Below are 13131 nucleotides of genomic sequence, written 5' to 3' on the forward strand. Positions count from 1 at the left end.
ACAAAATTTGGTGGCAAAAAAAAACGACTCGGTCATATGTGACTGAGTCGTTTTATAAATTATATTCTTCTTTGGATATACCTTACAACGTTCGTAACTAATTTTCTTGGCATGAGTCGAACAGAATTTGTTAGTATTTTATTTTTCATTCCAGGAATCACAATTGTCTTTCCTTCTCTAAATCCTTTATATGCTACTTTAGCAACATCTTTTACATTCCCTACTCCACTTTGGAATAAATTTGATTCATGCATATTGGCACGTTTTCCAAAATTCGTTTCAGTTGCACCTGGACAAACAGCAGTTACTTTAACATTTGTTCCTTTCATTTCATTCGAAAGTGCTTCTGTAAAAGAAAGAACGTATGACTTTGTAGCAAAGTAAACTGCCATTAAAGGTCCAGGTTGAAATGCTGCAGTAGATGCAATATTCATCACTCCACCTTTATTTCGTTCAATCATACCTTTTAAAAACAGTTTTGTAAGATGTGTAACTGTACGTATATTTAAATCAATCATGTTTAACTCTTCATCTAAATTGGTAGTAGCAAATTCCCCAAATAATCCAAACCCAGCATTATTCACTAAATAGTCGACTTGAATATTTTCAGCAGTTAATTTCCTTTGTAAAGAAACTATTTCATCTTCCTTAGATAAGTCCTTTGAAAATAGATGAATCTTTACTTTCGACTTTGATTCTATTTCATTTTTTACTTTTATTAAATTATCAATCGATCTTGCTACTAAAACTAAATTGAGTCCATCTTTTGCGAAAAAAATAGCTAGTTCTTTACCAATTCCTCCAGATGCGCCTGTAATTAATACGGTCTCATTTGCCTTCATCGTTTTTTCTCCCTACTCTTTACACTTATATTATTTATCATTTAATTCTAATTAAGATTATACGTTTAAACATTTAAACATATATGATGAAATATACTATACCTTATAAATGAAAAAAAGACAATAATATAGTGTCTTCAGATTGTTGAAATTTAAATTAGTCAATTTTGTAGTGGAAATCAACATCATAGTGCTCCCTTTGCGAAATTTGGTTATTAATTCGACAAGGGTATTTTCCAACGGCATGAAGACATCAATAAATTATCTTTAAAATTTACAAATCTAATTACTTAAATTCTGAAAGCATACTGATCTTAATTAACAAATTCCTTTTAAATAACTTGAGAGTCTACTAATCTTTTTTTAATTTTTCATTTATTTTATCAAGTTCTGCCTCAAGTCTCTGCATTTGAAGTCTATTTTTCCTAGTAGATCGAAAAATAAATAAAACAAAAATAATTATAGTAACTGGTATTAAAAATACAATCAACTGAAAGATAAAATCTCCTATAGCCATACTTTTTACTCCTTTGTTTTTTCAAGTGCATTAAAATAATATATCACTTTTAATTAAAGTATAAATGGTTTTGGAAAATTATGTAATATATTTAAAATAAATATTAAGTTTACTTATTCCTAAAAAAAATAGAGAGTACCATTTGTACTCTCTAAAGATATATAAAATTCAACTACATTCTGGACAAAGACCGTATATTTCAAATTTATGACTTTGTACTGTATAACCAGGTAAATCAACAGATAAATTGTCCATAGGGCATCTATAAATACTTTTTGTATTACCACAATCTAAACAAATAAAATGATGATGATGCTCTGATGAAGAACACTTCGATCGAAAACGTTTTTCACCATCTAGTTCTGTAACTTCCACTACATCTACTTCAATAAATGTTGATAAATTACGATAGATCGTATCGAAGCTAAGTCCTTTGTATTTATCTTTTAAAGCTTGTTGAATATCTCTTGCAGTTACATATTTATTTTGCCTAAAAATATATTCAAGCATATCATATCGTTTAGGCGTATTTTTGAAGCCTCTTTCTTTTAATAATTTTGATGCATCTGCTAATTTCATTTAATCACTACCTTTGACTTGTTCTTAATTTCTTCAAACCTAAAGTAAAAATAAGAATAAGGATTTGCAGGATCACAATCGTACCACCAGGCGCGAGATTTAAGTTATAAGAAAGCAAAATACCTGCAACAACTGAAAACTCTCCAAAAATTATTGAAAAGAAAATTGTTTGCTTAAACCCCTTCGAAATTCGTATGCTCGCTGCCACTGGTAAAGTCATTAAAGAAGATACTAATAAAACGCCTACAACTCTCATAGAAATGGATACTACTAAAGCCACTAATAATATGAACAAATAATGAATCCATTTTGCATTAATACCTGAAGCAACTGCATATTCCTCATCAAATGATAATAGGAACAATTCTTTATAAAGCACTATGATAGATATTACTACAAAAACAGCTATAATTATGACAATAATTAAATCTTCCATTGAAACGGCACTAACACTACCGAATAAATAACTAAATAAATCCGTATTAAATCCATTAGCTAATGAAATTAAGATGACCCCTAATCCCATTCCTCCTGAAAGAATGATTGGAATTGCTAACTCTTGGTAATGTCTATAAACACTTCTTAATTTTTCAATTAAAAATGCTCCTGCAACCGAAAATGTCATCCCCATAAATAAAGGGCTAATAAAGCCGGAAGAAAAGAAAAACTTTTCAAGTAAAAGACTTGCTGCTACTCCTGATAATGTCACGTGACTTAATGCATCAGAAATAAGTGATAATCTTCTAAATACGACGAACACACCTAATAATGGAGCCATAACTCCAATAATCATACCAGTAATTAATGTATTTCTCAGAAAATCATAATGAAAAAAATCCATCATAATCGATCTCCTCCATTCTCGTGATTGTGAGTTAGTACATGCACAGAATGGCCATATAAAAGAGATAGATCCTTCTCAGTAGCATCTTTAAACTTATCTCGACTACCATGGAAGTGTAGTCTTTTATTTAAACATGCAACATGTGATACTTTATCAGTAATAATGCCTATGTCATGTGAAACTAATAATAAAGTAATACCAAGCTTATTATTTAAATCGCTAAGTAATTGATAAAAGCTTTCTACATTTTCAGCATCTACCCCAACAGTTGGTTCATCGAGTATTAATAGTTCTGGATTACTTACAAGTGCACGCGCAATAAAGACACGCTGTTGTTGTCCGCCTGAAAGTTCGCCGATATTACGATTTGCAAATTCATACATTCCAACTGATTTTAAAGCTTCAGCTACTTTTTGTTTATCCGAATTTTTAAAACCGTTAAACAATCCAATTTTAGAAACAAGACCTAACGATACTACTTCAAAAACGGATGCTGGAAACCCAGAGTTAAAGCTATTCGCTTTTTGCGATACATAACCAATCTTATCCCAACTTTTCATTTTACGAATATCTGTTCCGAAAATCTCTATTTTTCCTTCATCTGGTTGTTGGATACCTAATATACACTTTAGTAAAGTTGATTTACCACTACCGTTCGGACCAACTAAACCTAAAAAGTCTCCTTTTTTTACTAGAAGATTAATGTCTGATAATACCTTTTGACGTTCATAACTATAAGACAAATCTTCAATTTTTATGATATCTTGACTCATTTATTTAAACACCTTCATCTATTTAGGAATAATTACGTTTTACTCAAGTTCTTAGTATAAGAGAATAATTCTTATTTGTAAACAAAGAAAGCTCGGCAAAATGTTTAGATTAATTTCATCTTTAACAAAGTTTATATCTCTTAATTTTCTTAAGAAAATCTTTAATGTATTTTTAATAAATAAGTCTTATCACTTTGTGACGAAATATACAATATGCTACAATTAACGTATAAATATAGATAAAGAGGTGGTTTTTTGAACGCAATTACACATCGTAAGCTTTCAAACTTTAAGATTATTAGACGGGGGTTTTTTATTACATTAGGGGCTGCTTTGATGGCAGCATGCTTAAAAGCATTCTTTATTCCAACTGATATCATTGATGGTGGAATCGTAGGTATCTCTTTGATCCTCTCCCATATTACTTCGATTAATCTCGGTATTTTTCTATTCTTGTTAAACTTACCTTTTGTAATAGTAGGTTATAAGCAAATTGGTAAAACCTTCGCTATCTCAACTTTATTTGGTATCACTGTACTTTCAGTTTTCACCTCTCTTTTTAAGGACATTCCTCATTTAACTAATGACCCTTTACTAGCTGCATTATTTGGTGGATTAGGTTTAGGAATTGGCGTAGGCTTAGTAATTCGTAATGGTGGCTCACTTGATGGGACTGAAATTATAGGAATACTATTAACAAAATCATCACCATTTTCAATCGGTGAGGTTGTTATGGCATTTAATGTATTTATTCTTGGAAGTGCAGGATTTGTATTCGGATGGGATAATGCTATGTATTCATTAATTGCCTATTATGTAGCATTTAAAACAATTGATTTAACAATTGAAGGGTTCCAGGATACTAAATCTGTTTGGATCATTAGTGATAATGATAAAGAAATCGGTGATGCATTAAATGCCCGATTAGGTCGAGGAGTTACATATTTTCACGGTGAAGGTGGCTTTATGGGTGAAGATAAAAAAATCATCTTTACAGTCATTTCAAGACTTGAAGAAGCAAAATTAAAATCGATTGTTGAAGACTATGATGAAAATGCCTTTGTAGCAATTGGAAATATAGCCGACGTTAAAGGTGGAAAGTTTAAGAAGAAAGCAATCCATTAATAGTAAACAATTAAGCTTGAATTCTGTCATGAATTCAAGCTTTTCTATTTTAATAGTTTAATTGAATCAGTTATATCTATCTTTCCAAAGCTGAATACTGCATTTTTTTGAAACCTCAAGAAGAGTTATTTTCCTCGTTACCAATCATACTGTTAAACTAATGCCAATCCTAATAGCCTATCCTTTCCCTAAAGCTGTTTTACATATTATTTTTGAAAAATTATTTGAGATTAGTGTCTTGTGCTCATTATTTATAATGACCTCTCATAAAATTTATTGATGAAATATTTCACCTAAGAGGAGGTTCAGAATGAATATTATCCAAACTCTCATAAATAAAAAGGTTAATAGTATAACGCCAAAGGATTTATTAAAATTAAGCCAACAATATCAAGTGTATATTACACCAGATCAAGCCAATAAAGTGGCTGCAATATTAAACGGAAAAAATTATAATATTTATGACGCTGAACATAAAAAACAAATTCTTTCCCAAATTGCAAATGTTACCTCTAAAGCCACTGCACAACAAATTGATATTATTTTTCAAAAGTTAACTTAAGCTTGATTAAAATGTTCATTAAAAAGCTTTAATTTATAACTCTACTCATTTCACAAATCATATAATGCTCATACAAAGAATCACCTAATTATTCTAAAACGAAATGAGAGGGATTAATATGGATTTACATGAGCTACATTATGAAATTATTTATTTAGACAAAGAAACAGATGACGAAGTGAAATTCAAACACATGTTTCATATGGATGATTTAAGCCATAACTTAGCTCTTAATATCGCTAGTAGTTTAATCGAACGTGATAAGGCACATGTGGTCTATATTAAATTAATGCATTTAGACGAACATGATCATGAATTAGTTAGTAATGTTGTCACTGTGAAAAGAATTATAGATGGGAAAATAATTGCTTCATATTTGGATAGTAAGTTAAAGAAGGTTGTAGAAATAGAATTATAAAGTAAAAAGAATGTCCCCAAGCAATTTTGTTAGGGGACTTTTTTTATATTAAGATTTCAAATATATTGAAGTGAATAAAGCTGAAGTTCGAACAATCGAAAAAAAAACAAAAAACCAGCCTATTACTTCTATTGGACTGGTTTCTTTGAATTATGCTTTTATTAATTCTTGAATTAAGTTTTCATTGAATTCTTGATTGCGTAACATTTCAATTTCTAATTTATATGGAGCAACTTTATTGTTTTTATCTTCACCAACATATGGAGTTTCTAAAATTTTAGGAATGTCCATTAATTGTGGATGATGAACAATATAGTTTATTGCTTTGAACCCGATTGTTCCAAATCCAATGTTTTCATGTCGGTCTTTTCGACTCCCCATTGGATTCTTACTATCATTAATGTGAAGTACTTTTAACTTATCGATTCCAATTAAATGATCGAATTGCTGTAAGACTCCATCAAAGTCATTAACGATATCATATCCAGCGTCATTAATATGGCATGTATCAAAACAAACTGATAGTTTATCGTTGTAGTGAACGCCTTGCATAATTCTCGCTATTTCTTCGAATGATTTACCACATTCCGATCCTTTACCAGCCATTGTTTCAAGCGCAATTTGTACTGGAGTTTCGGCAGTTAGTACTTCATTTAAACCTTGAATAATTCTTTCAATACCAGCATCTTCACCTGCTCCTACGTGAGCACCTGGATGTAATACGATTTGTTTTGCTCCTAATGCTGCTGTACGGTCTATTTCTTTTTGTAAAAATTCAACGCCTAGTTCATATGTAGCAGGATTTGTAGTATTTCCAATATTAATAATATATGGTGCATGGACAATGATATCAGCAATTCCATTTTCAGCCATATGTTTTAAACCTGCTTCAATATTTAAATCTTCAATTGCTTTACGACGTGTATTTTGAGGTGCACCTGTATACACCATAAATGTATTAGCACCATAGCTTGCTGCTTCTTCACTAGCGGCTAAAAACATCTTTTTACCGCTCATTGAAACATGAGATCCAATTCGTAACATTATTTCAACTCCTAGCTTAATTAATCATACTTACCATTTTAACATGAAAATCGACCATGGTTAAATGGTAAGTATGCCTGTGAAAAGAAAAAGAAAGGAAAATTATTCCTTTCTTTTTCAAACTATCTACTCGTTTTTCTTTTCACTTTATTTTTAAATGATTCTCTTTGTTCATTTAGTTTACGTTTATAGCCAGGTTTAACTTTAGATGGCTTTTTAATTGCTTTATTAGCAACTGCATCTAAATTTCGATCTGTTTTTTTACGAAGCTTACGTTTTGAGCGTGGACCTAAATCAACCCACTCACCTTTTTTCAGTTCACGATGTTCAAAAGTAATTCCACGTTCCTGAAGCTTGTCTAATGCTTGATCATCTTCTTGGTCATAGATTGTAATCGCAGTACCTGAGAAGTTTGCACGACCTGTACGACCTACACGGTGGACATAAAAGTCTAAATCTGATGGTAGTTCAATATTTATTACATGACTTACCCCTTCGATATCGATGCCTCGGGAAGCTAAGTCAGTCGCAACAATATATTGAAATTCTAAATCTTGGATTTGCTTCATCATTTTTTTACGTTCACGAGGACTTAAATCTCCATGAATTTGGCCAACTTTTAAGCCATATGATGATAACTGAGTCGCAACTTCTTCAGCTCTTTTCTTCGTGTTCGTAAAGATAATTGCTAAATACGGTTGGAAACTTAACAATATGTCTTTAGCCATTTTAACTTTATCTTTATGTCGACTTGGAACAATGATATGCTCGATTTTTTGAGCTGAAAGTTGATTCGGATTAATATGAATATGTTCAGGATTTTCCATATACTTTTTCAAGAAAGGTTTAAGTTTCTCAGGAATTGTCGCAGAAAATACAAGCATTTGTAGTTTCTTTGGCATTTTTGATGCAACTTGGTCTACATCATGGATAAATCCCATATCTAACATTAAATCCGCTTCATCCACGACTAAATATTTCGTAGTATGAACTAATAATACATTATCATTTACTAAATCTTTAATACGTCCTGTAGTTCCGATTACAATATGTGGCTGTTTCTTTAATTTTTCAACAGTACGTTTGTAGTCAGTTCCTCCAACGAAGTTTTTTGCAGTTAATTGTTCGTCTTCTGGGCAGCATTCAATGATCGCCTGAACATCATTATAAATTTGAGTTGCTAATTCACGAGTTGGAGCAGTAATTACTAATTGCACTTGTTCTAAAGATGGATCTAATGTATTAATTGTCGGTATTAGGTATGCATGAGTCTTTCCAGACCCTGTTTGCGATTGACCGATTACACTACGTCCAGTTTTAACTTGAGGGATAATCTTTTGTTGAATTTCTGTTGGTTCTGTAAAGTGTTTCTTCTCTATCGCTTCCAAAATAAATGGTTTTAATTGATAATTTTTAAATGAAATTGCCATATAACTCACCTTCTTAATTTAAACTTTCTATGTAATGAGGAATCAATATCCTCGTACAAAATAGCTACAATTATCTATTATACAATAGATTTACCCAATAAGGCTATTTCTAATTTTTCTTTTTTCTTTATTAGCATTTAAATTTTTATTCTGTCCTATACTAACCTTTTCAAATTATGTGCATAGCCTAAGTAATAAAGAGCATTTTTGAAAGGAGGTATTAGATTGGGATTACTTGATAAGTTTAAGAAAAAAAATAAACAACCTTTTCCAATGAACGGACCAAATTATTATAATAGTTATCAACAGCCTTATCAAAATTTACAAAATCCATACGGTGCAAGACCAAATTTTGGTCAACGATATCCATATCCCCAATCACCGCAGCAACCTTTTGGGCAACATCAGCAACAGTTTTATCCACCTGTGCAACAAATTGTTGGGCAACAAGGACATTATCAGCAACCAATTTCATATCAACCACAGTTAAACGCGCATCAACAATATATAAATCAAAATAAAATTTTACAACCTGTCCCTTTTCAAAATCAGCCAACTATGCAGGCACAAGGCAGTAGTAATTATCAACAACAAGAACCACAAAATCAATACCCAATGACAGGGCAACCACCCGAAAAAGAAGATGATGGAAGTCCAGGATTTTTCTCGCGTTTAATGGGTGGAGACACATCTATTACAGGTGTCATCGGTAGTATGCAAAAAGCTGTTCAAGCAGCTCAACAAGTCACGCCAATGATCCAACAATACGCTCCAGCTATTAAAAATTTCCCTTCAATCTATAAAATATTTAAGGCAGTAAATACCGACGAACCGATCGACACAAAAAAAAGTAAAAAAAATGAATCAAACGAAATAATTGATGTAGAGCAAACACAAGAAGCAAAACCTAAAAAAAGAAAAAAAGCTCCTATTAAGTCAGAATTAGAACCTGCTCATATTATTGATGAAACTGTATCAAACGTAAATCCAAAACCAAAATTGTTTGTGTAAATTTTCTTTTTCTTTGTATAGTACCATCTCCCTCCTTTATAATAAAAATGACAACAATATTATAAAGGAGGGGCTACTCCATGAAAGTTATTAAAGTTACCCCACGAGGCTATTGCTATGGAGTTGTAGATGCAATGGTCATTGCTAGAAATGCAGCTAAAGATCCATCATTACCAAGGCCAATTTACATACTTGGTATGATTGTTCATAATAAACATGTTACAGACGCATTTGAAGAAGAAGGGATCATTACTTTAGATGGTCCAAGCAGATTAGATATTCTAGATAAGATTGATAAGGGTACTGTTATTTTTACCGCTCACGGAGTTTCTCCAGAAGTAAAATCAAAAGCAATTAAAAAAGGACTTATGACAATTGATGCGACATGTCCAGATGTAACTAAAACACATGATTTAATTAAAGAACGAATGGCTGAAGGCTATCACTTTATTTATATTGGTAAAAAAGGACATCCGGAACCAGAGGGCGCAGTTGGAATCGCCCCATCGATTGTTCACTTAATTCAAAATAAATCTGATATTGATGCTTTGGATATTCCTACAGATAAAATCATCATTACAAATCAAACAACGATGAGTCAATGGGACGTTGTAGACTTAATTCAATACGCTATAAAAAAATATCCGACTGCTCATGTTCATAAAGAAATTTGTATGGCAACTCAAGTACGTCAAGAAGCGATTGCTGATCAAGCTAGCCAAGCAGATTTAACAATTGTTGTAGGTGACCCGATGAGCAATAACTCAAACAGACTTGCACAAGTTTCGCATGAAATTGCAGGAACAAAAGCATTTCGCATTTCAGATATTACTGAACTTCAATTAAAATGGTTAGAGGGCGTTGAGACTGTAGCGGTTACGTCTGGAGCTTCTACTCCAACACCAATAACACGTGAAGTTATCGCATTTCTAGAGAAATATGATCCAAACGATGAAAGCACTTGGGATACAAAGTCATTTGTTGAATTAAGTAAAATACTACCAAAAGTTAGAATAAAAGACTAAAAAATAGGACTTCTGGATTTTTAACCCGGAAGTCCTATTTTTTATTTCAAACTTTTAAATAAATGTAAATGGATCAGTATGGATTGTTGAAGCGATAATTTCACAAGCCATGTTTTTTTCTTTTAATTTATTATCTAAAAGACGTTTTACTCCAAATTTCATTACTTTTTCAATATTATGACCTGCATCAACTATATTTAAATTAAGCATTTTCCAATCCTGTGCCACATGGTAATAAATATCACCACTTAAATAGACATCTGCACCATTTCTTTTTGCATGATAGGCAAACTTGTTTCCGTCTCCACCTACAATTGCAACTTTTTTTACTCGATCTTTTAAGTTCCCTACCACTCTTACACCTTGTAAATCTAATTTTTCTTTCACATAATGTGCGAATTCTTCTAATGATATTTCTTCTTTAAGGTTCCCGATTCTTCCAATCCCGAATGTTTTACCTTCATTTTCTAAAGTGTATGTATCATATGCTACTTCTTCGTAAGGATGTGCTTTTTGCATCGCATTAAGAACAGGTTTTAATTTTAACTCTGGAACAATTGTTTCGAGCTTTACCTCGTTGACTTCTTCTAATTGACCCTGTTGCCCAATAAAAGGTGTTGTCCCTTCTAACGGCATAAATGTTCCCGTCCCATCCGAACTAAACGTACAATGACTATACTGACCAATATGACCAGAACCAGCATCGCAAATTGCATTTAATACAATATCAGCATGTGTTTTCGGTACAAATACAACTAACTTAATTAACTTTTCTACATATGTAGGAGCGAGAACACTTGTATTTTCTAATTGTAAAGCATCAGCTAAAAAATCACTCACACCGATTTCTGCAATATCAACATTTGTATGTGCTGCAAAAACAGCTATATCATGTTTAATACAAAGTTCCACAATTTTACCCGGTTCACTATCTGTATCAATCTTTTTTAAAGGTCTATAAATTATAGGATGGTGAGCAATAATTAAATTTGCTCCTATAGAAATTGCCTCTTCTACCACCTCTTTAGTCACATCTAATGCAACTAATACCTTCGTCACTTGTTTTGATAATGTACCTATTTGTAGACCATTTGGATCACCTTCCTCAGCTAAATGCTTTGGGAATAGTTCTTCAAATTGCTGTACTACTTGAAAACCATTTATTGATTTCATGAAAGCACCTCGTTTATCCACTCAAGTTTCTGTTCGACTTCTTTAATTTTCTGAACTGATTCCTCTGTTTGTTTTGCTGATTCAAGTTGAGTTAAAATTCTTTCGAAATTATTTTTTTCATGTTCCCATTTCTTCTTAAATGCATCATTTTTGTTTTTAAGTAAGTAAGGTCCTATAAATAGCTCCATATCTTTCTTCTCACCGTATGCACTATTTGAATTTGATTTAGAAGCTACTAGAATTTCATAGATTTTTCCATCCTCTTCTAATATATCTTCTTCCATAAGCGAATATCCTTCTTTATCAAGCCAATTTCTGATTTGATGTGCACCAATATTTGGTTGCAACACTAATGTTTCAACACCTTGAAGTTTTTCTTTCCCCTTTTCTAATATACTAGAAATTAAAGAACCACCCATTCCAGCTATTGTTATAACATCTACTTCGTTTGGTACTAAAACCTCTAGCCCGTCTCCCATTCTCGCTTCAACAATACCTTCTAAACCACTTTGACGAATCGTAGAACGTGCCGAATTATATGGCCCTTCAGTAATTTCCCCTACAATTGCTGAGTTACATCTTTTATTTAAAACTGCATAACAAGGTAAATAAGCATGATCTGACCCAATATCAGCTAATTTTGTGCCCTCTGGTATGTAATCAAATACTCTTTTTAAACGCTTTGATAAATTAACTTCATTCATAAAAAAATCACCATTTCATTTTATTTTCATAACAACATTTTACACTATAGTAGCCAAGAAACCAAAAATGACCCCTTCTTGTGAAGAGGTCATTTTTATATGCTTGCTTATTTTTTCTCAGATAACCATTTAGCAACAGCATCCAATTGTGGTCCTTGTAGTAAACCAGCTGGCATTCCGCCTTCTTTACCGTTTTTAAGAATGTCTTTGATTTGATCTTCTGAGTATTTAGAACCTACTTTAGTTAAGTTTGGTCCTACAACCCCTTGTAATTGATCACCATGACAGCTAACACATGTTTGTGCATATATTTCATCTGGCTTAGTAGAAGCTGTTTGCTCTTGTTTTTTGTCACCATTGGCAATTTCATCAGCTTGTTTAGCACCTTTTAATGAAATAATTAGCATGACTGCGATTCCTAATGCTGCAATTAACGCAAAAGGAATTAATGGATTTCGTTTCATTATGATCCCCCTTATGTAACCCCTTAAAAAATGAAATAAATTACTATAACATTATTATTGTATACGATTAAAAACAATAAAAAAAGTATTATATTGGATAAATTTAAAAATTGTTAAACGATTTCAAAATTATATAATCCTTCTTACTATAAAGAATTATATTCGTTCTTGCATAATTGCAAATTATATTTGTATAAACTCACCTCTAATTAAATGAAATAAGTAAGTTTTTTTAAGAAACCATTTAAAACCATCGTCACCTATTTTATTTTCCATTTGATTCTAATCATTTTCACAAAAAAGCTTTGCATACGAAACTAAATAATTGCTATTACGATATAGGTAAAATGTCTTCTTTATATTTAGTAGTATTGAACTAATTATAAAAATTATTAAAAAAGTAAAGAAAATGAGTATTTGCAAATTTAAAGACAATTCTGTAAAATAAAGTAAATAGATATCCAATAGTTTAAATGATTGCATTATGATTAGCGTCTCCATAATTTATAATAACCATTTTTGCTTAAATTATCCTTTGATTCATCTTTAGAATAAATTGTTAAAAAATCATTTAAATATTTTTTAACTGAATCAGATTTCCATCTCTATTTTTGGTCATC

15 protein-coding genes are annotated in these 13131 nt (G+C 31.6%); 5 read left to right on the plus strand and 10 right to left on the minus strand.

Annotation, left to right across the window (positions count from 1 at the left end; translation table 11 throughout):
* Positions 1–59: 59 nt before the first annotated feature.
* From B6K90_RS02775 to B6K90_RS02795, 5 genes are all read right to left on the minus strand, one after another.
* Positions 60–842: an SDR family NAD(P)-dependent oxidoreductase gene (locus tag B6K90_RS02775; RefSeq protein WP_088010993.1), complete on the minus strand. Its 783-nt coding sequence runs from the start codon at positions 840–842 to the stop codon at positions 60–62.
* A 352-nt stretch (positions 843–1194) separates the two neighbouring features.
* A complete protein-coding gene (locus tag B6K90_RS02780) occupies positions 1195–1359 on the minus strand; it encodes a DUF4083 family protein (RefSeq protein ID WP_088010994.1) in 165 nt (54 codons plus the stop codon).
* A gap of 168 nt (positions 1360–1527) precedes the next feature.
* Complete coding sequence (locus B6K90_RS02785; protein ID WP_069034156.1) at positions 1528–1938, minus strand: Fur family transcriptional regulator; 411 nt, start codon at positions 1936–1938, stop codon at positions 1528–1530.
* 7 nt (positions 1939–1945) lie between these two features.
* Complete coding sequence (locus tag B6K90_RS02790) at positions 1946–2785, minus strand: metal ABC transporter permease (protein WP_088010995.1); 840 nt, start codon at positions 2783–2785, stop codon at positions 1946–1948.
* Positions 2779–3555 (minus strand): metal ABC transporter ATP-binding protein, encoded by a 777-nt coding sequence (locus B6K90_RS02795; protein ID WP_088010996.1) that lies wholly within the window; start codon positions 3553–3555, stop codon positions 2779–2781. The genes B6K90_RS02790 and B6K90_RS02795 overlap by 7 nt, the downstream gene beginning before the upstream one ends.
* Positions 3556–3810: 255 nt before the next feature.
* Here B6K90_RS02795 and B6K90_RS02800 point away from each other — a divergent pair, with 255 nt between their 5' ends.
* The 3 genes from B6K90_RS02800 (at position 3811) to B6K90_RS02810 (ending at position 5660) form a co-directional block, all read left to right on the plus strand.
* Positions 3811–4680 carry a YitT family protein gene (locus B6K90_RS02800; protein ID WP_069034159.1) on the plus strand — a complete coding sequence of 290 codons (870 nt, stop codon included), beginning with the start codon at positions 3811–3813 and terminating at the stop codon, positions 4678–4680.
* 310 nt (positions 4681–4990) lie between these two features.
* Entirely contained in the window at positions 4991–5242 is a 252-nt protein-coding gene (locus B6K90_RS02805; protein WP_069034160.1) for a DUF2624 family protein, read from the plus strand.
* Positions 5243–5360: 118 nt separating this feature from the next.
* Entirely contained in the window at positions 5361–5660 is a 300-nt protein-coding gene (locus tag B6K90_RS02810) for a hypothetical protein (RefSeq protein ID WP_088010998.1), read from the plus strand.
* A gap of 150 nt (positions 5661–5810) precedes the next feature.
* Here the strand turns inward: B6K90_RS02810 and B6K90_RS02815 are convergent, their stop codons facing one another.
* Both B6K90_RS02815 and B6K90_RS02820 read right to left on the minus strand, forming a co-directional pair.
* Positions 5811–6704 carry a deoxyribonuclease IV gene (locus tag B6K90_RS02815; protein WP_088010999.1) on the minus strand — a complete coding sequence of 298 codons (894 nt, stop codon included), beginning with the start codon at positions 6702–6704 and terminating at the stop codon, positions 5811–5813.
* A 122-nt stretch (positions 6705–6826) separates the two neighbouring features.
* Positions 6827–8134, minus strand: coding sequence for a DEAD/DEAH box helicase (locus B6K90_RS02820; protein WP_088011000.1), 1308 nt, complete (start codon positions 8132–8134; stop codon positions 6827–6829).
* Positions 8135–8359: 225 nt separating this feature from the next.
* On the opposite strand from B6K90_RS02820, the gene vrrA reads away from it, so the two are divergent.
* Complete coding sequence (vrrA, locus tag B6K90_RS02825; RefSeq protein WP_088011001.1) at positions 8360–9145, plus strand: VrrA/YqfQ family protein; 786 nt, start codon at positions 8360–8362, stop codon at positions 9143–9145.
* Between the two features lie 80 nt (positions 9146–9225).
* Positions 9226–10170: a 4-hydroxy-3-methylbut-2-enyl diphosphate reductase gene (locus tag B6K90_RS02830; protein ID WP_088011002.1), complete on the plus strand. Its 945-nt coding sequence runs from the start codon at positions 9226–9228 to the stop codon at positions 10168–10170.
* Positions 10171–10224: 54 nt separating this feature from the next.
* On the opposite strand, the gene B6K90_RS02835 is transcribed toward B6K90_RS02830, so the two are convergent.
* The 3 genes from B6K90_RS02835 to cccA form a co-directional block, all read right to left on the minus strand.
* Complete coding sequence (locus B6K90_RS02835) at positions 10225–11343, minus strand: Nif3-like dinuclear metal center hexameric protein (protein WP_088011003.1); 1119 nt, start codon at positions 11341–11343, stop codon at positions 10225–10227.
* A complete protein-coding gene (locus B6K90_RS02840; protein WP_088011005.1) occupies positions 11340–12047 on the minus strand; it encodes a tRNA (adenine(22)-N(1))-methyltransferase in 708 nt (235 codons plus the stop codon). The genes B6K90_RS02835 and B6K90_RS02840 overlap by 4 nt, the downstream gene beginning before the upstream one ends.
* A gap of 107 nt (positions 12048–12154) precedes the next feature.
* Positions 12155–12511 (minus strand): cytochrome c550, encoded by a 357-nt coding sequence (gene cccA / locus B6K90_RS02845; RefSeq protein WP_088011006.1) that lies wholly within the window; start codon positions 12509–12511, stop codon positions 12155–12157.
* Between the last annotated feature and the right edge of the window lie 620 nt (positions 12512–13131).

This window comes from Gottfriedia acidiceleris (assembly GCF_002128425.1).
Taxonomy (GTDB): domain Bacteria; phylum Bacillota; class Bacilli; order Bacillales; family Bacillaceae_G; genus Gottfriedia; species Gottfriedia acidiceleris.

Coding starts and splice junctions, on each gene's coding strand:
- B6K90_RS02775 (WP_088010993.1), bottom strand. CDS start 842: ATGAAGGCAAATGAGACCGTATTAATTACAGGCGCATCTGGAGGAATT.
- B6K90_RS02780 (WP_088010994.1), bottom strand. CDS start 1,359: ATGGCTATAGGAGATTTTATCTTTCAGTTGATTGTATTTTTAATACCA.
- B6K90_RS02785 (WP_069034156.1), bottom strand. CDS start 1,938: ATGAAATTAGCAGATGCATCAAAATTATTAAAAGAAAGAGGCTTCAAA.
- B6K90_RS02795 (WP_088010996.1), bottom strand. CDS start 3,555: ATGAGTCAAGATATCATAAAAATTGAAGATTTGTCTTATAGTTATGAA.
- B6K90_RS02805 (WP_069034160.1), top strand. CDS start 4,991: ATGAATATTATCCAAACTCTCATAAATAAAAAGGTTAATAGTATAACG.
- B6K90_RS02810 (WP_088010998.1), top strand. CDS start 5,361: ATGGATTTACATGAGCTACATTATGAAATTATTTATTTAGACAAAGAA.
- B6K90_RS02815 (WP_088010999.1), bottom strand. CDS start 6,704: ATGTTACGAATTGGATCTCATGTTTCAATGAGCGGTAAAAAGATGTTT.
- B6K90_RS02820 (WP_088011000.1), bottom strand. CDS start 8,134: ATGGCAATTTCATTTAAAAATTATCAATTAAAACCATTTATTTTGGAA.
- B6K90_RS02830 (WP_088011002.1), top strand. CDS start 9,226: ATGAAAGTTATTAAAGTTACCCCACGAGGCTATTGCTATGGAGTTGTA.
- B6K90_RS02835 (WP_088011003.1), bottom strand. CDS start 11,343: ATGAAATCAATAAATGGTTTTCAAGTAGTACAGCAATTTGAAGAACTA.
- B6K90_RS02840 (WP_088011005.1), bottom strand. CDS start 12,047: ATGAATGAAGTTAATTTATCAAAGCGTTTAAAAAGAGTATTTGATTAC.
- cccA (WP_088011006.1), bottom strand. CDS start 12,511: ATGAAACGAAATCCATTAATTCCTTTTGCGTTAATTGCAGCATTAGGA.